21 protein-coding genes and 1 pseudogene are annotated in these 22663 nt (G+C 43.8%); all 22 read right to left on the bottom strand.

Annotated features, from left to right (window positions below; all coding sequences use genetic code 11):
• Window positions 1-46: 46 nt before the first annotated feature.
• Window positions 47-1261, bottom strand: coding sequence for a hypothetical protein (locus D1013_RS07420; protein ID WP_225621505.1), 1215 nt, complete (start codon window positions 1259-1261; stop codon window positions 47-49).
• The gene (locus D1013_RS07415) at window positions 1251-1571 is read right to left on the bottom strand and encodes a QcrA and Rieske domain-containing protein (RefSeq protein ID WP_162987830.1); all 321 of its coding nucleotides are present in this window, start codon (window positions 1569-1571) and stop codon (window positions 1251-1253) included. The genes D1013_RS07420 and D1013_RS07415 overlap by 11 nt, the downstream gene beginning before the upstream one ends.
• 120 nt (window positions 1572-1691) lie before the next feature.
• Window positions 1692-2891 carry a di-heme oxidoredictase family protein gene (locus D1013_RS07410; protein ID WP_121848250.1) on the bottom strand — a complete coding sequence of 400 codons (1200 nt, stop codon included), beginning with the start codon at window positions 2889-2891 and terminating at the stop codon, window positions 1692-1694.
• Between the two features lie 187 nt (window positions 2892-3078).
• Window positions 3079-5046, bottom strand: a complete 1968-nt coding sequence (locus tag D1013_RS07405) for a heavy metal translocating P-type ATPase (RefSeq protein WP_121848249.1) — start codon at window positions 5044-5046, stop codon at window positions 3079-3081.
• A 3-nt stretch (window positions 5047-5049) separates the two neighbouring features.
• Entirely contained in the window at window positions 5050-5406 is a 357-nt protein-coding gene (locus tag D1013_RS07400) for a SpoIIAA family protein (protein WP_121848248.1), read from the bottom strand.
• A gap of 57 nt (window positions 5407-5463) precedes the next feature.
• Window positions 5464-5730: pseudogene (locus D1013_RS07395) on the bottom strand (Fur family transcriptional regulator); the annotation flags it as partial.
• Between the two features lie 150 nt (window positions 5731-5880).
• Complete coding sequence (locus D1013_RS20625) at window positions 5881-11289, bottom strand: PQQ-dependent sugar dehydrogenase (protein WP_121848247.1); 5409 nt, start codon at window positions 11287-11289, stop codon at window positions 5881-5883.
• Window positions 11290-11741: 452 nt separating this feature from the next.
• The gene (locus tag D1013_RS07385; RefSeq protein WP_121848246.1) at window positions 11742-12584 is read right to left on the bottom strand and encodes a universal stress protein; all 843 of its coding nucleotides are present in this window, start codon (window positions 12582-12584) and stop codon (window positions 11742-11744) included.
• 275 nt (window positions 12585-12859) lie between these two features.
• On the bottom strand, window positions 12860-13036 hold the full coding sequence (locus D1013_RS20305) for a hypothetical protein (RefSeq protein WP_162987829.1): 177 nt from the start codon (window positions 13034-13036) through the stop codon (window positions 12860-12862).
• A 14-nt stretch (window positions 13037-13050) separates the two neighbouring features.
• Window positions 13051-13224, bottom strand: a complete 174-nt coding sequence (locus D1013_RS20300) for a hypothetical protein (protein WP_162987828.1) — start codon at window positions 13222-13224, stop codon at window positions 13051-13053.
• 3 nt (window positions 13225-13227) lie between these two features.
• Window positions 13228-14226, bottom strand: coding sequence for a sodium:calcium antiporter (locus D1013_RS07375; RefSeq protein ID WP_121848244.1), 999 nt, complete (start codon window positions 14224-14226; stop codon window positions 13228-13230).
• Entirely contained in the window at window positions 14223-15134 is a 912-nt protein-coding gene (locus D1013_RS07370) for a cation diffusion facilitator family transporter (RefSeq protein WP_081894367.1), read from the bottom strand. The genes D1013_RS07375 and D1013_RS07370 overlap by 4 nt, the downstream gene beginning before the upstream one ends.
• A gap of 36 nt (window positions 15135-15170) precedes the next feature.
• Window positions 15171-15971, bottom strand: a complete 801-nt coding sequence (locus D1013_RS07365; protein WP_121848243.1) for a cation efflux transmembrane domain-containing protein — start codon at window positions 15969-15971, stop codon at window positions 15171-15173.
• A 43-nt stretch (window positions 15972-16014) separates the two neighbouring features.
• Window positions 16015-16224 carry a hypothetical protein gene (locus tag D1013_RS07360; RefSeq protein ID WP_121848242.1) on the bottom strand — a complete coding sequence of 70 codons (210 nt, stop codon included), beginning with the start codon at window positions 16222-16224 and terminating at the stop codon, window positions 16015-16017.
• Between the two features lie 18 nt (window positions 16225-16242).
• Window positions 16243-17646, bottom strand: a complete 1404-nt coding sequence (gene lpdA / locus D1013_RS07355) for a dihydrolipoyl dehydrogenase (RefSeq protein ID WP_121848241.1) — start codon at window positions 17644-17646, stop codon at window positions 16243-16245.
• Between the two features lie 87 nt (window positions 17647-17733).
• Entirely contained in the window at window positions 17734-18168 is a 435-nt protein-coding gene (locus tag D1013_RS07350; protein WP_121848240.1) for a Fur family transcriptional regulator, read from the bottom strand.
• Between the two features lie 39 nt (window positions 18169-18207).
• A complete protein-coding gene (locus tag D1013_RS07345; protein ID WP_121848239.1) occupies window positions 18208-20196 on the bottom strand; it encodes a heavy metal translocating P-type ATPase in 1989 nt (662 codons plus the stop codon).
• A 26-nt stretch (window positions 20197-20222) separates the two neighbouring features.
• Entirely contained in the window at window positions 20223-20579 is a 357-nt protein-coding gene (locus D1013_RS07340; protein ID WP_121848238.1) for a SpoIIAA family protein, read from the bottom strand.
• Window positions 20580-20671: 92 nt separating this feature from the next.
• Entirely contained in the window at window positions 20672-21442 is a 771-nt protein-coding gene (locus D1013_RS07335) for an AlbA family DNA-binding domain-containing protein (RefSeq protein WP_121848237.1), read from the bottom strand.
• A 14-nt stretch (window positions 21443-21456) separates the two neighbouring features.
• Window positions 21457-21807, bottom strand: a complete 351-nt coding sequence (locus D1013_RS07330; RefSeq protein WP_121848236.1) for a SpoIIAA family protein — start codon at window positions 21805-21807, stop codon at window positions 21457-21459.
• Window positions 21808-21840: 33 nt separating this feature from the next.
• The gene (locus tag D1013_RS07325; protein ID WP_121848235.1) at window positions 21841-22263 is read right to left on the bottom strand and encodes a Fur family transcriptional regulator; all 423 of its coding nucleotides are present in this window, start codon (window positions 22261-22263) and stop codon (window positions 21841-21843) included.
• A gap of 11 nt (window positions 22264-22274) precedes the next feature.
• Window positions 22275-22613: a P-II family nitrogen regulator gene (locus tag D1013_RS07320; protein WP_121848234.1), complete on the bottom strand. Its 339-nt coding sequence runs from the start codon at window positions 22611-22613 to the stop codon at window positions 22275-22277.
• Between the last annotated feature and the right edge of the window lie 50 nt (window positions 22614-22663).

Below are 22663 nucleotides of genomic sequence, written 5' to 3'. Positions count from 1 at the left end.
ACATTCTACCCGATATGAAATGAAAGCCGCTACGTTGAATATTTTATTAAAAATAGGTGCTAAACCCAAAATACCATGAAGCCGTTCTTGAAGCCGGATTGTTGAGAATATCCTGTTGCCACTGGTATCTGTAGTTAATCCTTAGAACGGTCTGTGGTGTAGGCCTAAAGCTTATTGCAGGTGTAATTGCGAATAAATCATCCCCAATATTCGTATTGGTCTGGCCAAAGTTGCCAATATTGTAGTCCACATAATCCGTTCTGAGCGACAGGCTGAGTACGGCATCTTCCCAGTCCAATACTTCGGTCTTTAGTACCGGTTGGACAATATCCACAAAAAAACCAACTTGCCGATTGCCAAACTGCTGGGTAAAAGTGTCCGGAACATCGAGCCATATGTAGGCCATCTCACCGATAAACCTTGTCCCCGTTTTTTTAATGGCTGTATTTAAATCCAAGGCAAGAACATCTACCCTCCTTGATTTGGTATCAACCTGAAGCCCGTCAACTTCCTGCCTATTGTAGGTCCCGCCCATATAGGAAATACCCAATTCCCCTAATTTTCTATGCTTGATGGCGAACTTTCCATTGATGAGGGCATTGCCGCTAAAATTCTCCTCGAATCGCGAGGAATTTTCCTTGACCGAAGCCAAAAATGTTCTTTCTTCCTCGTTATCTATAATGCTTGTATCAAAGCCATTGGTGAGATATGCTTCATAGCCCAAGGTCCAAGCTCCCTTATATGCCTTTCCATATATACCAAATCCGGCATTGGAGAAAGTGGCGGGCAACAAATTGGTGCTGACATCTGGCCGCTCGACGAACTCCCATTTTGGTCCGTCATGGTTTTGGTTAAAGGATCCTATTGGGTTCAGTACGATGCCTCCCCTAAGGTTCAACAAGGGGTGCAAAGCAATGTCCATGGAGGCGAATTCAATGGCAATTTCCTCTGTCCCGTTTTCAAATTCCAGTTCGGTCAAGAATTTAATTCGCTTTGAAATGGATGCCGAAACGAAAAGGGTCAATCTTCGGGCCTGAAAAGAAAGCCCCTCCGACAATCCATCCTCAATACTGTAGATTGAGTTCGCCTCTAGATAACCGCCCAGATTGACTGGAAATTTATCGAAAGTCAAAAAAGGACGGTCATAAACCGCATCCATATTCATCGATTCCTGAATACTGTCCCTGTCGCTAGTTTGCGAGCTAAGGGTTAAAACGTAAATGTTCATTAAAGCAATGGCTGCATATATTTTACGAGACATGCACATAGATATTCTCATTATCGGCGGTTATTTCAAATGACTTTAGATTTTCTTCGGCCAGTCCTTCTAAAACTCTGCCCGAAGGGTCGAACTCACTGCCATGACATGGACAATTGAATATGCCGCCGCCGATGTTGAGTTCACAGCCCCTGTGGGTACATTGCATCAAACTGGCCAGATAATCACTGTTTTGTGTTTTGAAAATTCCTATGGGGTATCGCATGGAATGGCTCTGGATGACCACAAAATCACGTTCAATCTGCTTTTCACCTTTCACCTGCTGAAACTCACCCTTTGAAACTCGTAGCACTCCCCCTTCTTCAACGAAGGATGCATAATACAGGCCTGCGCAACTACTTAGTAAAGCGGAGGAAGCTGGCAGGACTGCAATCAGATATCCAAATTGTTTAATAAAATCTTTTCTATGCACCTATAGGGAATTAATGAATTTTATCAGTTGTGATTTTTCTTTTGGGGTCAGGGACAAATACTGGGCTTTTGAATTATCGGCCTCACCGCCGTGCAATTCAATGGCCTCTTCAATGCTCGAAGCCCTTCCGTCATGTAACAGGAACATTTGCCCGCCTTGGGAATTGCCCGATAACCCAATTCCCCAAAGAGGTGGGGTTCTCCATTCCGAAGTCCCAACATTTCCTTCGGTGAATCCATCATCCAATTCCGGCCCCATGTCATGTAACAACAAATCCGTGTAGGGATGAAATTCCTTAAAGGATAACGATTCAATTGGGGAAAATCCTGTGGTCAAAGTGGGTGTGTGACAGGCAGCACATTGTATGGATTGAAAGAGTTCTTTTCCAGTAATAATATCGGGATCCGCCTGATTTCGGGGTACGGGTGCTTTCAAAGTCTTGAGATAGAACACGACATCATTCAAGGTTTGGGTGCTTACCTCTGGGTCTTCTTCTAGCCCGCTGAATGGGTCAATAGGGTCATAAAGGGATGTAATTCCTATGTCCTGGTTATATGCGCTGACGCTTTGGTGCAACAAATCATAACTACCCGCTTTCTTTCCAAACCTGAAGATATAATTGTTTCCCTGGGGAACACTATTATTCCGAATCTTGGTGAATTCAGGAGGAATATTGTAGTGAGGTCTTCCACTAATACCGTCCTGATTTGCATCAGAAGGGTCTGCGAGAGCCAAAATATCTGCGTCAGGGACAGCATCCAACAAACCCAATCCCGTTACCGCCGGAGCGACCAATATGGAAAATGGGAAGCCGTCCGGCACGGTCTCCGGTTCAAAACCCGGTATGGCTTTATTTTGAATTTGGTTCCTGCCATCACCAAGGGATAACATCGAGGGTAAGTTTAAGTTATTGTTGCCAAACCTGACAAGTTGATTGAAAGGATGACCCTTGCCATCCCCTGAATGGCAACTTTCACAGCTGGTACCAACAAACAAGGGGCCAAGGCCTTTTTCAACGGTAAAAACATCATCATTGAAAGCAATATCGCCAGCTAAAAACAGTTGTTGCTCGCTTACGGACAATCCGTCCAATGGCCCGTCCAACAGCTCAAATTCCATAGGTTCTTCCGGACCCAGATTTTCACAGCCAAGTAGAGCGATTAAGGACAGGCTAATAAAAAAATAAATGATTTTAGGCATTGCTACAATTATATTTTTGTAAATATAAATATATTTTTAGTTAAGCCTAAATTTAAGTATAATAATTTGTCAAGAAAGAAGTGTTTACATCTTAAAAGGGTCGTGGATTTAATTATGCAAATCCCGTACTATCGGATATTGATAGTTGGCCAGAATGAACATTTATATTTCGATATTTACTATGGGCTTATGCCCACTTCATCTTCTGCAACCGAACGGCATTTAATATAGCTAACAAAGCCACACCCACATCGGCAAATACCGCTTCCCACATTGTTGCCAATCCGCCTGCACCAAGGATAAGCACAATTACTTTCACCCCGAATGCCAATCCAATATTTTGCCAAACGATGCTTCGGGTTGAACGCCCAATTTTAATTGCCCTGGCAATTTTACTTGGTTGATCGGTTTGGATGATAACATCTGCCGTCTCAATGGCTACATCGCTACCCAGACCGCCCATTGCGATACCTACGTCACTTGTCGCAAGTACCGGAGCATCGTTGATACCGTCGCCCATAAATGATACCGTGCTATCAGGTTGTTTCTTGAGTTCTTCGACCTCGTTCAGTTTATCTTCGGGTAGCAGACCGCCCTTTGCCCAATCGATTTTCAATTCTTCGGAAACCTGTTGGGTAATGGAATCCTTGTCGCCAGAAAGCATTATAATTTTGGATATTCCAGCCTCTCGTATTTGCTCAATAGCTTGGTGGGCATCTTCCTTCAACTCGTCGGCAATGGTTACATAACCTGCAAACTTTCCGTCAATGGCGACCATCACGATCGATTCGACAATAGAATCAGTCTCTTCAGGGACATTTATGCCATTGGAGGTCATCAATGCTTTGTTCCCGACCAGAACCTGCTTTCCGTTGACCGTACCTTTAAGACCTTTTCCGGCAACTTCGGAAACCTCGGTCGCTTCAAAATCCGCACCATCCGACTTGTACTCCAAAATTGCTTTTGCGATGGGATGGGTGGATTGTTCTTCCATCGCCATCAGATATTGCATAAACTCCGCTTCCGAAAAAGCGGATTTATTGACCACTTTCTTAATCTTAAAGACCCCTTTGGTAACAGTTCCCGTTTTGTCCATTACCACTGTATTTACCTTGGTCATGGCATCCAAGAATGATGCGCCCTTGAACAGAATCCCATTACGGGATGCCGCACCTAGGCCACCGAAATAACCTAGGGGAATGGAAATGACCAATGCACAAGGACAGGAAATTACTAGGAATATCAATGCTCTATACAACCAATCCCTAAACACATAATCATCAACAAAAAAATAGGGCAAGAAAGTCAGGCCAATAGCAAGGAAAACAACGATAGGCGTATAAATCCTTGCGAACTTTCGGATAAACAATTCCGTCTTTGATTTACGTGCGGTGGCGTTCTGTACCATGTCCAGAATCCTGGCAATGGAACTATCCTTAAATTCCTTGGTCGTTTCCACTTCGATGACACCATCGAGATTTATGCTTCCTGCAAATACTTTTTCTCCGGTCGCAATAGTGGCAGGCTTGCTTTCGCCTGTTAAAGCTGCGGTATTAAACGACCCTTTCTCTGAAAGCAAAATACCGTCGAGAGGTACTTTCTCGCCCACGCGCACTTGAATTTTCTCGCCAATCTCGACGGTTTCAGGATTGACAGAGACAAAATCATCATCACGATAGGCCAAGGCTTCATTAGGGCGTACGTCGAGCAAAGCCTTGATGTTTCCCTTGGCACGGTTGACGGCGGCATTCTGGAACAGTTCGCCTACGGCATAGAACAACATCACGGCCACACCTTCGGGATATTCACCTATGGCAAATGCCCCCAAAGTAGCAATAGACATCAAGAAAAATTCCGTAAAGAAGTCGCCTTTTAAGATACTATTCCAACCTTCCTTGATTACAGGAAAACCTACGGGAATATAGGCTACCGTGTACCAAACGATTCTGACCCATCCCTTAAAGAAAGGAAAGGCATCGAAATAATCAATGGCGATACCGGCTATCAACATGACAAAGCTGAAAATCGCGGGTAAGTAAGTTCTGAATTTGGATGCTTCTTCCGGACTGCTGTGATTATGGCCGTCATCGTGACTGTGATCGCCCTGGTGTTTCTTAGGGTCTAAATCGCGTAGGTTTACTTTTTTCTTTTTCATAGATTATGATGCCATCCAAGCCATAGCCTGTGCTTTGTTTTCCAATTCAAAATATTTAGCGTCACTGCCCGTAAAGAAATCGGTAGCACTTGCTGCCCATTCCTGCCATTTCTTGTCACCTACAAATGCCATTTTTCCATAATCGTCGATATGTGCGGCATCAGTTTTTATATCTTCCCAAAAACCTTTGAGCGTGTAGCCTTCAAAGTCATCCATTTCAAAATAGAAGTCCACTTTATGGCCCTTATCGATGATTTGATGTATGCGGTCGTGAACGGTCTTTAAATTTTTTTCGTTCAATTTGCCCGACAACCTTGCGGCAATCAGGTTTTCTTTTTTCGTATCTATAAACTGTATCATAACTCATGATTTTTCAATGGTCAAAGTAAAGGTTTAAAGCGTGCAACGGAAGTGCATTTATTGCCCACTGCATTTCTCACAAATGCCTTTTAGAACCAAATTGGCATCCTCTGCGATGTACCCATCGGGAAGGTTGATGTACGGAATCTTATGTTCTGTCAAACAAACGGTCTCACCACAATTGACGCAGTGAAAATGAAGGTGTAGGTCTCGTTCCAATTCACAATTGCAGCCTTCCTCACATAATGCATACTTGGTCATGCCCGTGCTATCATCTATCTGATGTACTATGGCTTTATCTTCGAAAGTCTTAAGAGTTCTGTAAAATCAGAATCCGCATGTCCTGTTAATTGCCATAGATACTCAATAAAAAAATCCTTTTAGCTATTAGAAGCGAAACATGGGATTGTATTTTTGGCAAAAAGCCCTGAAATTTATCAGGGCTTTTTTGAATTGCTTATACAAGTTGTATATTTAATTATCAACTATTAGCTTAATCAATGTCGGCTTACCTTGATTCATTTCTACACCAAGGAAATAGACACCATCTCTTAATGTAGATGCGGGAATATCGTATGTACCGTCAGCGGATAGCACATCAGGTGCGTTGTAAACAGCTATATATCTTCCACCGACATCGTGCAAATAGATTTTTAAGACCACCATATCTGCTGGTGCATTGATGACTCTTATTTTGGCAACACCACCTTTTGAAGGATTTTCTGCCAAAATGACTTCCATTTTACCAGAGGTACCGTCGGTCACGGTAATGGACAAGGTGGCCGTGCTTGTACGGTTTCCCTCATCTGTGACAGTCAAGGTTACGGTATAAGTGTCAGCCTCATTATATGTGTAAATTGGATTCATTTCGGTGGAAGTCCCTCCATCTCCAAAATCCCATGCATAGGCCACAACCCCAACATCATCGCTAGAGTTACCACCCGTAAAAGTGACCTCTAGAGGTGCGACACCTGTTAAAGGAGCTGCTTCCGCGACTGCAACTGGAGGCATGTTTCCACCTTCAGAGCTGACCATAACAGTTACTTCATCAAAACCTGTTTCATTTTCATCATCTATGACAGTCAATCTAAACACATAACTACCTAAAACCAGATCACTAGCCGTCAGATCCGCAGTTGTTTCCCCGACCAAAGTGGCTGTAGTGGGACCGCTCACTTGTGTCCATTGATAGCCTGTAATCGAGCCACCATTGGGGTCGGTTCCTGAACCATTCAATGTGATACTATTGGAGGGAAGTACAACCGTCTGATCTTGACCGGCATCGGCAATAGGATCGTTGCTAACCGGTGGAGGCGTTGTATTTTCATATATTCTGGGTCCCATATGCTGTAACCAACCATTTGAAACCACATCAAGGTCACCATCATTGTCGATATCGGTAACCCTGGCACCATCGTGATGTTCTAAATTGAGTGACCCATCATCAATAATTTGTGTTTCCCAATCCCCTGTACTACAAAGGTCGTTCTCGAAAACAATCAATCTGCGGTCGGCCAACCACTCACCCACGACAATATCCTGATCTCCGTCAAAATCGAAATCAATGGCAAAAACGCTTAGACTTCCTGCAATATCGGTTGCAAGAATATTTCTTACCCAAGGCTGCGTTGGGTCCGCAGGTGCGGCAAACCAGGCAAATTCAGAGTTGTTCGGGTTGCTTCCCAATCCCAATTGGCCAACAACGGCATCCAAGTCACCATCCCTATCAAAATCGGCCAATTGTGCACGATCCGGAGTGGTAACGTAGGTAATTCCCGTGGAAAAAGTTTCCCAAGTACCCCCGCCATTATTCCTAAGCCAATTGACACCTTGAAAGAGATCCAGGTCACCATCTCCGTCTATATCACCGGCTTGAAGATCTTCTCCCGCAGAATCGGGGCTGATATCCACCAAACTCCACATACCTGTTGTCGGGTTCGCCGATGGAGTGAGCATTTGAACTGGTGATCCCGTAGATTCGGCACCATTCCAGTTAATGGCCATTTGATAACCGGCACCAAAATCGCCTCCGGCCAAACCCGCTAGAAATGGTTCACTATAATTGGTATTCCCAGCAGGTATATTCGTAAATACAGTGAAATTACCAGAACCATCGTTCTGAGCCCACAAAAGCTGGGCACTTTCATATTCGTTATCTGGGGCAATACCCAAGGCGGTGCCCAATAAATCAATATCTCCATCCCCGTCAAAGTCATGCACGTGGACCACATTTCCGAATGTTCCACCAATTGTACTTTTCTGCCAGTTACTGGAAGCCGATCCAGAATTTTTATACCACCAGCCACCAGTTACTATGTCCTTCAGTCCATCGCCATCCAAATCATCATCGGCAAAGGTATATACAGCAGTGTACGGGTTTTGATCTAGTTGATGAACTATCCAAGAGTCAGGAAAGTCAGTTTCATTACAGACCGATTGTTCTGTAACCGCAACCATCACTTCATCAAAAATACCTGTGGGCGAGTGATTGGCAAAGAAAAGTTCGACACGAATCGTATGACTGCCTATACTCAGATTGTCAAGTGGAATTGGGTCATGACTATAATAAGGTTCGACCATAACCCCATCTATATAGTAATGTATATGAGTGTCACCCTCTTGAATTGTCCAATTTTCCACCATGAATGCGACTTCGAATGGCTGATTGACACTCCATCCATTTTGGGGCGAGGTAATCATTATATCAGGTGTCGATGCAAAAGCATCTGGAGGTAATATTTCTATTGCGGACAATTTTGGATTTTCGTTGATCGATGTTAATGTGATACTCGCAAATCCATCAGTAATGGAAATATCGTCCAACTCCTTCTGGAGCGCTGTCGCAGGATCTACTTCTGCGGAGATGTCAAAATTGGTCAGTACGGGATTCCCTTCTATAGTCACGTTAAAAACACGTGTGCCGGGGCCACCAGGTACACTACCAATTCCAAAATACAGTTCGGCAAAATGTAAACGAATATCATATTCGCCAGATACGGGTACAGGAATTTCATATGAGAAGCTGCCGAAACGTTCTGTTTGATAAAGTTCGTCTTGCGTCGTACCATTTATGGGCATAGAGGCACTGAACAAGCTTCCACCTGTCGAATATTGATCCGCGATAAAAGTTTCGGCACCATATGTCAATTGGGGACCTCCCACGTTAATTCTAATAGAACTTATGATAGAAAATGAATAATCTTCTGTTACAATTGGTATACCAGAAATGTTTTGAACATCGTTAACGGTTAGATTGTAGGTCGTATCACCACTCAACGGAGAAACCGTTAAAAAAACGGTCAGTCCATCTGATTGCAAAACCGCGGAAGAAATGGCAATGCCATTGTCTATCACATAGTTTGAAACTTGATTCGCAGTAGCCGCGGTAACATACTCCGAAAATTGGACTTTGACCTGTGTAGAGCCCATTGCTTCAACAGAGGATATCTCAGGTGGAGAACTGTCGGTTGACACTCCATCTCCGATAAATTCCACATAATTCAGATTAAAGATATCTTGCGTGCCGCTAGTACTTTTAAATACAAAGAATAGATCATTTTTTCCGACAGGTGCCGAAAAGATAGATTCCACGGCCTGCCAATTGCCCAAGCCACCGGTTGAAGGTACCGTGGTGGTCGCCAAAAGAGTTCCTGTAGGGCTTCCCAACCTAAATTCTATGGTACCACCGGCAGTTGCTGCCGCCACCTTGTATTTAACAGCAGTCATGTTCAACAAATTGCGTTCTGAAAAAGAAATATACCCATTGTTGTCAACACTCAGGGCTTCGGATCCGCCCTCCAAAAAATCGGTATTTGTGATTATGGTGGTTCCATTTTGAGTGTCGAAGTACTCGGCTTCCTTGCGCTTTGGATGTAATAGGATTTGATCGAACGCCGTCAGCCCCCCCTGATCCGTGTAATTGGCATTCAAAACGTAGAAAATGTCCATCTCCCCCGTAATATCATGTCCGTCGTAGCCCAAATTAAAATTCTGGGTACAGCCTGTCATGGTTGCCAAATCATGAAAATGATTTAGGTGGCCAAGAGCAGGAACCACATTAACATCGTTGCAGTCAATTCCAGAACCGGTAGAACCGTCCTCGGTATCGGATACGATCAAATCTATCGATACATCATCTCCCCAACCGATGAATCCGCCGTCAGGAGGTAAATTATAAGAAAAAGTGGCGGCGGTATTGCCGGCATAGATAGTGATATTATTTACCCCAAATGCACCGCCTGGGTCGGTAACTGTCAATTTCACATTAAAGGTTCCTGCCGTATTGTATACATGGGTCGGGTTTTCGTCGTTGGAATCTGTATTTCCATCGCCATCAAAATCCCATTCATACGTTAAGGGTGTATCCCCATTCGGATCATTCGTTCCGGCACTGGAAAAATTAACCGTCAAGGGCAAAGGGCCACTATTCGGGTCAGCACTTATCATGACAGTCGGGGGTGCATTTGAAGTAATACCCGTATAATCAACCCTGATTAACTTACCAGTACCTGCATTTTGCGGGCAACAGCCAGCGCCGTAAGCCAAAATATACATCTTGCCGTCAGGGCCGAATTCCATGTCGATAAAACCGTCGCCAGACCCAGAGGGAAATACGGCCGGTGCGAACAAATCATTACTTATAATATTTCCTTGCGCATCCATTTCAACAGCCCAAATTTTACTGCTATTGAAGTCATAATAAAAGAAAATCTCATCGAACTCTACGGGAAATCTTTGGTCATCGGTCAGCGCACCATCATAATAATATCGAGGGCCGGCAAAATGACTTTTATGGAAAAATTCGAGCCAAGCCGGTTGGGCAGGAGGTAGAACAGTGGCCCCTGTATTCCATGTGGAAGTATTTTCAGGGGCAGCCGGGTCGTTGTAAAATGGTGACGGAGTACGATAGGCAACTTGATAGGCATCGTTGTCGACACCTGAAAAATATGGCCAGCCATAATTCCCCGATGCCTTTGTCAAGTTCATCTCGTCCAACCCTTCCGGGCCTAGAGCACTGGCGGCATTTGCGTCCGGGCCAACTTCTCCCCAAAACAGCCAATCCGTATTTTCTTTGTCGACAAAAATTCGATAAGGGTTTCTAGCACCCATAACATAGATTTCGGGTAGGGTATTCGGAGTACCAGCTGGAAACAGATTGCCTGCAGGTATGGTATAAGAACCATCGTTTTGGGGAGTTATCCGAAGGATTTTACCCCGCATATCGTTGGTATTGCTCGAGCTTTTCTCGGTAGTGGCAGAAATACTCGTCTCATTATGGGAGGCGTAGGCATCGCTGTAGTACGAATTGTCGCCTACTGCGATGTACAGGTTACCTTGCGAGTCAAAGGCCATATCCCCACCTGAATGGTAACTGATAATCCGTTGAGTACCCCACTCCAACATTACAATCTCGGAAGACATGTCCAGAACATCACCGTTCATGGTAAATCGGGATACCCTATTGGTCGACTGACCGAGCACAGCATAATGTAGATAAATGTAATTATTTGTGATAAAATCCGGGTCGAAAGCAATACCCAACAAACCTTCTTCGAACTCATGAAAGACCGGTACCGTTCCCGCTGAAACAGAGGTCTGGGTATCCGTTTTGTAAATTATTACTTCGCCGTACCGATCAAGGATAAAAATGCGCCCGTCCGGTGCGAATTGCATGGTTGTGGCATTGGCTAATCCTGTCAGCAACGGTACTTGTTGGAAATCGTCAGGCAATTGCCCTTTAACTGAAATGGAGCTTAATAAGGCAAGTGCCAATATCAGACCACCTACAATTTTGTTCGAAATGGAGCAAAATTTAGAATAATGGAGATGAAATATTGAAAAGAAAGCTGAGTTGCAAGCGCGAATAGTGTAGATTTTTTTCATAATCAATAATAGTTATTGCAATTTTATTAAAAGGCACTAATTGCAGGGGAAGTGGCATCAACTTACAAAGGTAACTTAATAACAACTTTAGGCCGAAATACCCCACTGATTTTCGTTAAAATCAAGTGTTTTTCGATAAATTACTAACATTCTCTTTATGATGTACTTAAAGTAAAAGGGTCTTTCCACTTTTGGTATCCTAGTATTAAAAACACTCCTTTTCAATTTATAGAAAATGACGGATTCAATATTGAAAATATATATAATTTTCTTTAGCTCCACTTCATCTTCTGCAATCGAACTGCATTGAATATCGCCAATAACGCCACACCAACATCAGCAAAAACGGCCTCCCACATCGTTGCCAAACCGCCTGCGCCGAGAATAAGAACGATAATTTCGCATAGTAAGCTATACCTAATATTTATTGGAGCATCTCATAGGTAGAAAGGCTACTTAACTATCAGCAATGGGGCCTTGGAGGCATACAACATTTTTTTTCTTAGCCCCTTTTTGAAAAGTGCCTCAAAAAATCCGTGTTCCCTGTAAAGCAAAACCAATAGGTCTATTGGGGTTTCAGTCAAAAATTTATCGATACCCTCTTCGGGTTTGTCTTCCTCGATAACTGTAAAGAACCATTGCTTAGGTACAAGAAGTTTGCCAAATCTTTCACGAATAAATGCTTTCTCCGGAACCCTTTCCTGTTCGTCCGCTATATGTACAAAGTGCAACTGTGCATTATAGTTTTCCAATAATCTGGACAATATTTCAAAATCTATTCTATTATCCGTACTATCCGTATCCACTGCGACCCCGATACGCTTATATGCAGTATAGCTGGCATCTTCAGGTACGGCCAGTACTGGACAAGATGCCTTTTGTGTCACCTTTTCGGTGACGGTTCCAATAAAAATTTCATCAAATCCTGAAGACGTGCCCTTGGTACCCATAACGACAAGTCTGGTATTCATTTCCTTAGCCAGGCCAGAAATCACATCGACCGTTGCCCCGAAACCGACCATTGCTTGAAATTCCAACTTGTCCAGTTCAGGAAAGCCTCTTAGAAACTTATCCAATTTTTCTTTATTGATTTTCTCCTCGGATGCCGTGGTATCTGCTACATTGTGTGCCATAGTTGCCATACCGATAGGCGTACCGGATGGATATGCCACTGAATAGGCGTGGACAAAAACCAGTTTTGATTTCAATTTTTGTGCTAGCCCAATTGCGTAGCTCACCGCATTTTTTGAAACCTGTGTAAAATCTACAGGTATTAAAATTCCGTCATCTTTCATATCATTTTGTTTTTATTGATTTGACTCCATTAATCTTTCTTTTTAGGTTTAATTATTCAATTGAAAAGTAGGTAAAAACCATATAGAATTGCATCTAGAAAGGCAATTGTCAGCACCGCAAGGAACATTGCCACAAAAACCAACAGGCAATACCCTTTCTCCTTTCTGGTTCTTACTTTCCTGTTTATTGAATTCTCCTTTTTTTCCTCTAGTCTCCGCTTTCTCCTTTCCCGTGACATATTATACTGTGCTTTACTAAAATCAACGCACCAATGCTATCCCCTAAGGTCATAAAACCATTCTTCTGCACGTTTGATTCCCTCCGTAATGGCCTTCTCACGAGAATACCCATTCTCCTTTACCAATTCTTGTGCAATTTTGAGGGCCTTCTTCCGAACTGACGGCTGTAGGCCATCAAGTTTTGTTTTGAAATCTTCAAATGTCCAGTCCATATTGTATACTTTTTTTAGAGCTTTCGCCCTTCCATCTCTGCTTTTACAATGCCGCGTTCAAGGTCTTCCTCCTTGGAGCATTGGTTTGTCGTATAGTATTCTTTAGCATACTTTACGGCCAATTTGTGGATGTTTTCATCCAGCATATTGAGCCTCATCGAGCAATCTTTAAAAAGTTCGTCTTTCATCTATCAAAAAAGTTTCAACACGTAAAAAACCATGACCAGTAAATAAACTATATATGCCGCATCAAATACAAAAATCTGCCAACGAGAGAAACCGTGCAGTTCCTTGCTTTGGTGCACAAATAGTGTGTAAAGCAGCGGCATAAGCCCGACAAAGGCCATGTTGACCCAGAACAGTTCAAAGTCCTCAATGGGGGTGGTTACCAAAGCCAGCGGAAAAAATGCCACCGTCATCGTTACGGCATTGTCTGCAATAACACTGGTGGTGCCCGCTGTCACCTCGCCCCCTTTTACCACGCTCCAGGTCTTGAATATTTCCGGTGCCGTGGTCATTATGCCCGTGATGAAAAGGCCTCCCACGATTTCAGAAATATTTAGGGCAGAAACAATATTTTCGGTCGCCTTCACTATGAAAAAAGCGCCAACTGCTATCGCAAAGGCCCCGGCAATCGATAACCAGACCTGTTTTTTGTTCCATTCTACTTTTTTGCCCTTTTCCTTGCCTTTTATGATTGCGTGGGTCAAGAACGCAGCATAGGCCGCCAGCATAATCCACCCGTCCACAGGTTGCAGGCCACGCCAGGGCTTTGGCAGAGTTAAAATGGCCACAAGGGCGATAATGCCCAGATAAGGAAGGGACAGTACGGAAACCGAACGTTTGTTCAACGCCAGAATGTTTTTATCAAGATGTTCTTGATGTTCCTTGTTGTTCTTGAATTGTTTCCTGGAAGCAAAATAAGCTATGGTCACCATCAAGGGAATGGAAATAATATTGGAACCCAATAAGTTGCCCAGGCCAATATCGGAAACGTCCCGTGCCGCACTGGTTATATTGATGGCAACTTCAGGACTGGCCGTTACAAGGGCAAGAAAAGCGGCTCCAGCGGATGCGGTAAGCCCCCATTGCTTGCGGAGCAACTTTAAAGGAGTCAACAATCGATCCGCACCCCAGTGTGCTGCCCAGGCCGCTAGGCCCAAAACGAGTACCCATGGCCATATGTTCATAATTCTGTCATTTTAACATTTCTCTCTTTGCTAGGTTCGATATGGATGTGCACGTCAAGTATCTCGGAATATGACCTGAACAATCTCTCCTTTACTTTGTGTGCAATATCATGGCCCTCGGTCACAGTTAATTCCCCATCGATCCAAATATGCATATCGATATGAAAGGCCGTTCCCATCTTTCGGGAATGGCAGCGCTCTACCCTTACCACTTCAGGAACGGCTTCGGCCAGTCGGATAACCTCATTTCGAAATTCGGGCTCAACAGCTTCGTCCAGCAACTCCCTTACCGATGACCTAGCTATTTTATAGGCATTGAACAGAATAATGCCCGCTGCAATGAGTGCCGCGAAATCATCCGCTATCTCAAACCCTTCGCCACCGATCAATGCTATGGAAATCCCTATAAAAGCGGCTATCGACGTAATGGCATCACTCCTATGGTGAAATGCATCGGCCTTGACGGCCGAACTATTGATTTCATCACCTGTTTTCATGACATAGCGATACAACGCCTCTTTCGTGAGGACAACAAATACCAGTATGAAGAGTGTGAAGGGTGCAGGAGTTTTGTGGGGTACCAGAATATGGTCGATGCTGTCCCTTATGATTATACCACCTGCAATGGTTAGGGCTATGGCAATACCCACCGCCACCAGGGCCTCTATCTTACCGTGTCCGTAGGGATGGTTTTCATCCGGTGGCCTTGACGACCATCTCAACCCGGCCCATAATAGTGCGGATGTCAGCACATCCGCCCCGGATTCGATCGCATCGGCAATAAGGGCATAAGAATGCCCGAACACCCCGCCCAAACCTTTGATCAATGCCAATAATGCACTGATCAAAATACCTACGAGGGTAGTTTTGAGTCCTATTCGGGATATGGCATTTGGATTCCTTTCCAAAATCTTTCTTTTGCTATTTCTTTTCTTCCCAATACGTTATTTGGACAATTTTAAAATTCTAATGGCTCCTCGCATCACAAAGGCAAATACAATACCGCCTATGACCAAATCGGGCCATTTACTGTCTAAAAAATAAACCAGCACCCCTGCCAGTATTACCCCGCCGTTCACAATAATGTCGTTTGAGGTAAAGATGGCACTTGCCTGCATATGCGCTTCCTTGCTTTTGGCCTTGTTTATCAACCATAGGGAAACGAGGTTGCCGATAAGGGCGAAAATGGAAACGATAATCATCCATTGGAACAAAGGGGTTTCGCTACTGCTCAAAAACCTTCTCACGACTTCCGAAAATCCCAGCAGGGCCAAGGCCATTTGAAAATAGCCACTGAACTTCGCCACTTTCTTTTTTCTGGAAATAGCGCCGCCTACGGCAAAAAGGCTCAATGCGTACACAATGGAATCGGCCAGCATATCTAGTGAATCCGCAATAAGGCCCATCGAGGAAGAAATCCATCCCGTGGTCATTTCGATAACGAAAAACCCAAAATTGATGTACAAGACCCACCAGAGTATCTTCTTTTGTTTGGTCTCGTCTTCGGCAATAGGTGTTTCCGCCTTTTCTGTTCCCAAGAGTTTTTCCCCCAGCTTTAATGCACCCAATGCCACATTTATTTCTTGGGCATTCCCCTGATGGTACACATCTAATTTTCTTTTCGGAATGTCAAAGTCCAGATATTTGATTTGAGGATTTGACTCCAGTTTCATCCTTATCATCTGTTCTTCGGAAGGGCAATCCATTTGACTTACCTTAAAAGTGCTTTTGTTTATAGTGGACATTTAAATAATCTGTATTAAATTCTAAGTTTGGTGTTTTAAATCTTTACTTATTATGGTATTCCATATATTTTTCCAAAATCGATTTTAAGCTCTCCAAATAATCAGCGAACGATTTATAAGTCAGTTTTGCTTCATCATCTATGGGAATAGTTATGGGATTCTCATCCAAATAGCGATAGAGTTCGGGATATTCGTGTTCAATCCTTACTGTCAATTCGTTGATTTCTTGGGTTAGTTTTTGAATTTTCCTCATCTTCGTTTTTTTATATTTTTATATATGCAACGCCCTGTCTTCGGTAGCGGCCAAGCAGGCTTCCTTAAAGGTTTCTGAAAATGTGGGGTGTCCGTGGGACATTCTGGCAATATCTTCTGCCGCTGCCCTGAATTCCATCGCCACGACAGCTTCCGTATAACTATCGGCTATGCGCGGACCTATCATATGCACGCCCAAAATCTCATCGGTTTCCTTGTCTGCAATCACTTTTATAAAGCCGTCAGTGTCCATACTTATCTTGGCCCGTGCATTGGCCTTAAAGGGAAACGAGCCCGTTTTTATTGCTCTTCCTGCTTCTTTAAGTTCCTCTTCGGTACGTCCTACACCGGCCACTTCGGGCTGTGTATAGACAATGTTTGGTATGAGGGAATAATTGATATGCGGCTTTTGTCCCGCAATGCGTTCGGCCGCAAAAACACCTTCTTCACTGGCCTTATGGGCGAGCATCGCCCCACGGACTACATCTCCAATGGCATAGACCCCTTTTACATTGGTCTCCAGGTTATCATCTACTTTTATTTGTCCTTTTTCGTTGGTTTCCACTCCCACGTTTTCAAGGCCAAGACCTGATGTAAAAGGTTTTCTCCCAATGGCCATCAGGCAATAGTCTCCTTCCAACTGCATTTCCTTGTCGTCTTTCCTGTTCTGTGCCGTAAGGGTTACTTTATCATCTGCTGCCAAAGCTTTTGTGACCTTGTGTTCCAGATAGAACTCGATATCTTGTTTTCTTAGGGACCTGTACAATTGATGCCCTACGGATTTGTCCATTGTATAAATAAGCCCATCAAAATACTCTACGATGGAAACCTTTGAACCTAACCTGGCGAAAACCGAACCTATCTCGACCCCAATGACACCACCTCCAACGACCATCAAGTGTTTGGGGATTTCTTTAAGGGCAAGGGCTTCCGTAGAGGAAATAATCCTTTTTTTATCTATTTCTATGTTGGGCAAGGATGCAGGTTTTGACCCGGTGGCGATGACCATTTTATCGGTTTCTATGGTTTGTGTTTTGTCCTCGCCCTTAATTTCAATGGTGTTTTTGTCCTTGATGTTTCCGTGGCCTTCATAAACGGTAACCTTGTTCTTTTTCATCAGGTAGGCTACCCCGTTGATGATTTCCCCCACGACGTCTTGAACCCTTTGGTTCATTTTTACAATATCTACATTCGCCTCCTTGACATCAATGCCGAAATCCTCGAATTGGTGTTTGAGCTTGTGGTAATGTTCCGATGCTTCCAGCCAGGCTTTTGAAGGGATACAGCCCACGTTAAGGCAAGTGCCGCCAAGGGTACTGTACTTTTCGATTATGGCCACTTTAAAGCCCAGTTGTGCAGCACGTATGGCACACACGTAGCCACCTGGACCGGAACCAATAATTGTTATATCATATTTTTCCATAATTGTATTTTTTTGGTTAAATAAGGTGGAAGAACCTTGAACTTGACTCTTGGGCGCAAGGGTTCAAAGTTCTGGAACTCCCACCTGTTATTTTTCCTTACATTTCACGCATATCCCTTTTAATACCAAGTTGACATCGTTTATTTTATAATCATCTGGCAAACTTTCTTCTGGTATTTTATTTGGCAAACAGATTGTTTTCTTACATTCGGTACAATGAAAGTGCAGATGTAAATCTGAACCATACTTACCTTTAACGTTTTCATTAGAAATCGCAAATTTTGCCACTCCGGTTCCATCATTTATCTGATGAATAAGTCCTTTATTCTCAAAAATCTTAAGGTTGCGATAAAAGGTCGTTCTGTTTGCTGTCTTATTGGTTTCGCTCTTTTCGGCAAAGACCTTTTTTAAATCGGAAAAGGACACGGCACTTTGCTTCCTTCTCAGATACCTGTATATCTTGGACCTCATTTGAGTAGGGCGAATACCGTGACTTGACAATATTTTTTCCGTTTTGTTCATTTTTTAATCTTGATTCAAAGGCAATCTCCTTTATTGAATTTATTTTTTGTAGGCGAGCAAACGCAATGCATTGACCACCACTACCAACGTAGAGCCCTCGTGAATGGCCACGGCTATCCCTATACTTGCCCAACTCATAATTGTCGCAGGAATTAAAAGGGCAACAACCCCCAAGCTAACCCATAAGTTTTGCTTGATTATCGCCTTCGCTTTTCTGCTCAAACCGATGGCAAAAGGCAAGGTTTCCAGTTTGTCTGCCATTAGTGCTATATCTGCGGTTTCTAAAGCCACGTCGCTTCCCGCCGCACCCATTGCAATACCAACGGTACTGTTTGCCATAGCAGGGGCGTCATTGACCCCATCACCTATCATTGCCAGTTTATTTTCCTGTTCCGCAAGTTTTTTGATGGCCTCCACTTTTTCTTCGGGAAGCAGGCTTCCGCGTGCTTCGGTCAACCCAATTTCCTCGGCTACAGCGTCGGCCACTTTCTGGTTGTCTCCGGTAAGCATTATCATTTTCTTGATGCCTATTTCCTTTAGTTGGGCAAGGGTCTCCTTGGCTTTTTCCCGTGGGGTGTCCATCAGCCCGAGCATCCCTATAAATTCATCGCCCCTTTTTATTAGCATCGTGGTCTTTCCTTCCCCTTCAAGAGTTCTTACCTTTTCTGATACATCGCTGGGAACGCCCTTATCAATACCCTCAAAAAGCTCAAGATTGCCTATGTAAATGGAATCCCCTTGATAGTTTGCCTTTATGCCCTTGCCTTGTACGGCCTCCAAATCATCGGCATCGGGAATTTTGGCGTCCTTCCCAAGCCGTTCCATTCCGTCACGTACAACAGCCTTTGCCAGGGGATGGTCGCTCAGTTCCTCAACCGCAATAGCAATTTCCAACAGTTCATTTTTATCTATGTTGCCAAAACTTTCGACATCGGTAAGTTTTGGTTTTCCTTCGGTAAGTGTTCCCGTTTTGTCAAAAGCGAGAGCGGTAAGTACCCCTAAGTCTTCCAAGGGGCGACCGCCTTTTATCAAAACCCCGCCTCGTGCTGCTCTTGCCACACCACTCAATACAGCAGATGGCGTAGATATAGCCAAGGCACAAGGACTGGCTGCCACAAGTACCGCCAGGGAACGGTACAGGCTTTCATTCCACGTTTCATCAATGACCAGGAAAGCAGAATTCAATAGTATGACCAATAAGATTACCGATGGCACGTAGTACCGCTCAAACTTGTCGGTCAATAATTGTGTGGGCGATTTTTGGTCCTGGGCCTCTTGAACCATAGTGACCAAGCGGTTGAGGGTAGAATCTTTTGCCTCTTTAATCACCTTTATTTCGAGGGTGTTGTTGCCATTGATGGTTCCTGAAAAAACACGGTTCTCGTCGGGAATATCGCTTTTTGCTGTATATTCCTTATCGGGATTTTCTATTGGTGTTTTGTCCACAGGAACGCTTTCCCCAGTAATGGGTGACTGGTCTATACTACTATTGCCCTTTACAATAACACCATCAGCAGATATTTTACTGTTTGGGCGTACCACGATGATATCACCTATCTGTAACTCTTCAATACCTACTTCAACAGTATCGCCATCCTTCTTTAATAGTGCGGTTTTAGGCGCTAGGTCTGTTAACGCTGCAATGGATTTCTTGGCCTTGCCCATCGCATAGTTTTCAAGTGCGTGACCCAGACTGAAAAGGAAGAGCAACAAGGCACCTTCTGCCCATTCACCCAAATAGGCGGCTCCTGCAGCTGCGACCAGCATCAGGAAATCGATTTCAAATTCGCCTTTGGACACTTTGGTAATGGCCTCCTTTAGGGTAAAATAACCTCCAAAAAAGTAGGCTGCAATATAGAGCCCAAAAGGGATGTTAGCTGAAACCCCTGAATACTTTTCCAACAGGAAACCTGTTATTAGTGTGACCCCACTTAAAATTGCAAAATAGAGCTCCGTGTTTTTGCCGAAAATGCCACCGTGGTCGTGATTGTGGCCATCGCCTTTGCTGTGTTTTTCCTTGTCTTTCATATTATTAATGGTTTTGTTATCGTTAATTAAGATTTAATCCACTTTTGGGCTTGTGATTTCTCGGAAATATCAAAAAATTTAACTTCAGACTTTATGAAAAAATCAGTTGCCTTCGCGGCCCATTCCTGCCATTTTTTGTTGCCCACAAAGGCCATCTTGCCATAATCTCCCAAGTGAGCCGAATCAATCTTTAGGTCTTCCCAAAAGCCTTTAAGGGTATAGCCTTCAAAATCTTTCATTTCAAAATAGAAATCCACTCTATGCCCTTTTTCTATGATGTTGTGGATAAGCGGATGCATCTTTTCCATATCCTTTTCTGTAAGTCTTCCACTGATTTTAGCGGCAATTAGGTGTTCCTGTTCCAAGTTTATTATCTGTACCATATTTGTATATTTTTTTAAATCAATCTAATTAAAACAATTGTGCAACGGAAGTGCAAATAATCCTTCCTGCATGGCCCAATAACCTCCCGTTTTTAGTTGTACTGTGCCTTTTCCTTACCTATATACACCAGGGCTTCGGGCAAATCGAGTTCGCGTGTGGCATTGCCCGTGCGTATATAAAACCGTGACCGTCCCTCAAGGGTCACATATACCGGCATTTGGGCTGGTAAAATCTCGATACAGCACACTTGCTTTAGACCAAACCCAAAAAATGCTACGTTCACTAGCGTACAAAGATGGGTTCCCAGTTTTAGAGCGATCAATTGCATCAAATACTGCTCAAAGCCATCGCTGTCCGGCTTTTTAAGCGTATCGAAATCCTGTTGCAGGCCCAGAATGGTTCCCCCGTCATCAACACCTATGAGCAACTTGCCCCCCTCGGTATTCATAAACCCGGCAATGGTTTTTGATATGATAAACTCAAGTTGTTTGTTGACCTTGCCCTGCTGCACGTCCCATCGCAAGCTTGACTTGAATTCCACCCGGCTGCTCTCTCCCTTGTTTATGAGTTCGAGAACGGTTTGCCTGTCCATCCGTTGCCTGTTCAGTTGAAAAATCTTTTTTCTGAGGAAGAACATCAGGGCAAGGCTGCTTCCCATTGTCCCGAACAACAGGTTTCCAAGAATTTGGTCAACATCGGCAACGTTCCATGCGGTTTTGAAGGCCTCGCCAAAATAGCTTGGCCAGTGACCGGAATCGCCCGACCGGTCAAAGAGAAAAAGGGATAGGCCCAAGGGTTGCAGTATAAAGACCCCAAAGGCAAAACCTGCCAAAAGCCATATCCCTATTTTACCTCTTTGCATCGATAGGGGTGTTATTATCGTTCGAGCCAGTTGTTGGCCATATCTCCATCTTCCGGCCCGAAAAATTTTATATGAGCCTCGCTAAATGGCAATAACGATTCGGTAAACCGTTCTTGCCATATTTTATCGCCTACCAAGGCTATTTTCTTAAACCGTGCCTCTTCGGAAAATGAAAAATCTAACCTCTCAACGCTACTTTTCCATACCCTTTTTTCGGGAAGGCCCATTTCCATATACCAAGCGGCTTGTTCATTTTCTTTTAAATGTTCGTTAAGAGCTTTGATCAGGGTTGCCCTATCATCGGTATCCAGCTCTTTATCTGCGATGGTATATATGATTCGGTCTTTTTTATAGATTGCTATCATCGTTGTATTCTTTTAATGTTCCGCGCCTGAAGGCTAATCCAAATTGTCACTGCATTTATTGCATATACCCTTTACGACCAGATTGATATCCTCTGCCATATATCCTTGGGGCAGATTGACCTGTGGAATTTTACGGTCGGTCAAACAAACGGTCTCGTTGCACCGGGTGCAATGAAAATGCAGGTGCAGGTCGTTGCCCACCTCACATTCACAATTCTCTTCGCAAAGGGCGTATTTTATAACTCCTGTACCATCCTCAATTTGGTGTACGATGGCGTTTTCTTCAAAGGTTTTCATCGTCCGGAAAAGGGTGCTCCGTTCCGATTTCTCGAAAAAATTCTCCAGCTCTCCCAAACTGATGGCTACCTCGCTTTCCAGCAGCTTTTTATAGGTTAACAGTCGCATCGGCGTGGGCCGTATTCCCTTGCTCTCCAGTTTTTTGACAATTCTTTCCATTTTAAAAGGGGTTAAAGGTCATAGCGTTTTAAGGATTCGCCTGTTTTGATCTGGAAGGCATCCTCAATATTAGATAGATAAATAATCCCATCGCCCGGGTCGGGCGTTTTTCCGTTTTCCGTAATAATTTCGATTGCCATTTGTGCTTCCTCATTTTGGCACACCAGCTCCACTTTTACCACCGGGCTATCGGATACGTGAAAATCCAATGAGGGTTTCGCGCCTTTTGCCTTGAACGCCCCGGTACCCTCCGCTTGTGAAAGCGTCATACTTTTAAAACCATTGTCGCTAAGGGCTTCGATGACCCTTTGGATGCGGTTTGGTTTTACAAATGCTTTTATTTCTTTCATTATGATACTATTTAGATTTTTAATCGATTGTGAACCGGGCCTGCTTTCTG

It is taken from the genome of Euzebyella marina, assembly GCF_003687485.1.
GTDB classification, from domain to species: domain Bacteria; phylum Bacteroidota; class Bacteroidia; order Flavobacteriales; family Flavobacteriaceae; genus Euzebyella; species Euzebyella marina.
The sequence above is the reverse complement of the archived record's forward strand: the minus strand, read 5'-3'. Positions and strand labels throughout refer to the sequence as shown.

What these genes read in the sequence shown, in the direction of transcription:
- D1013_RS07340 (WP_121848238.1), bottom strand. Translation starts at nt 20,579, where the DNA reads ATGGTACAGATAATAAACTTGGAACAGGAACACCTAATTGCCGCTAAA.
- D1013_RS07405 (WP_121848249.1), bottom strand. Translation starts at nt 5,046, where the DNA reads ATGAAAAAGAAAAAAGTAAACCTACGCGATTTAGACCCTAAGAAACAC.
- D1013_RS07330 (WP_121848236.1), bottom strand. Translation starts at nt 21,807, where the DNA reads ATGATAGCAATCTATAAAAAAGACCGAATCATATATACCATCGCAGAT.
- D1013_RS07400 (WP_121848248.1), bottom strand. Translation starts at nt 5,406, where the DNA reads ATGATACAGTTTATAGATACGAAAAAAGAAAACCTGATTGCCGCAAGG.
- D1013_RS07385 (WP_121848246.1), bottom strand. Translation starts at nt 12,584, where the DNA reads ATGAAAGATGACGGAATTTTAATACCTGTAGATTTTACACAGGTTTCA.
- D1013_RS20305 (WP_162987829.1), bottom strand. Translation starts at nt 13,036, where the DNA reads ATGGACTGGACATTTGAAGATTTCAAAACAAAACTTGATGGCCTACAG.
- D1013_RS07320 (WP_121848234.1), bottom strand. Translation starts at nt 22,613, where the DNA reads ATGAAAGAAATAAAAGCATTTGTAAAACCAAACCGCATCCAAAGGGTC.
- lpdA (WP_121848241.1), bottom strand. Translation starts at nt 17,646, where the DNA reads ATGGAAAAATATGATATAACAATTATTGGTTCCGGTCCAGGTGGCTAC.
- D1013_RS07360 (WP_121848242.1), bottom strand. Translation starts at nt 16,224, where the DNA reads ATGAGGAAAATTCAAAAACTAACCCAAGAAATCAACGAATTGACAGTA.
- D1013_RS07345 (WP_121848239.1), bottom strand. Translation starts at nt 20,196, where the DNA reads ATGAAAGACAAGGAAAAACACAGCAAAGGCGATGGCCACAATCACGAC.
- D1013_RS07335 (WP_121848237.1), bottom strand. Translation starts at nt 21,442, where the DNA reads ATGCAAAGAGGTAAAATAGGGATATGGCTTTTGGCAGGTTTTGCCTTT.
- D1013_RS07410 (WP_121848250.1), bottom strand. Translation starts at nt 2,891, where the DNA reads ATGCCTAAAATCATTTATTTTTTTATTAGCCTGTCCTTAATCGCTCTA.
- D1013_RS07325 (WP_121848235.1), bottom strand. Translation starts at nt 22,263, where the DNA reads ATGGAAAGAATTGTCAAAAAACTGGAGAGCAAGGGAATACGGCCCACG.
- D1013_RS20625 (WP_121848247.1), bottom strand. Translation starts at nt 11,289, where the DNA reads ATGAAAAAAATCTACACTATTCGCGCTTGCAACTCAGCTTTCTTTTCA.
- D1013_RS20300 (WP_162987828.1), bottom strand. Translation starts at nt 13,224, where the DNA reads ATGAAAGACGAACTTTTTAAAGATTGCTCGATGAGGCTCAATATGCTG.
- D1013_RS07350 (WP_121848240.1), bottom strand. Translation starts at nt 18,168, where the DNA reads ATGAACAAAACGGAAAAAATATTGTCAAGTCACGGTATTCGCCCTACT.
- D1013_RS07420 (WP_225621505.1), bottom strand. Translation starts at nt 1,261, where the DNA reads ATGTCTCGTAAAATATATGCAGCCATTGCTTTAATGAACATTTACGTT.
- D1013_RS07375 (WP_121848244.1), bottom strand. Translation starts at nt 14,226, where the DNA reads ATGAACATATGGCCATGGGTACTCGTTTTGGGCCTAGCGGCCTGGGCA.
- D1013_RS07365 (WP_121848243.1), bottom strand. Translation starts at nt 15,971, where the DNA reads ATGTCCACTATAAACAAAAGCACTTTTAAGGTAAGTCAAATGGATTGC.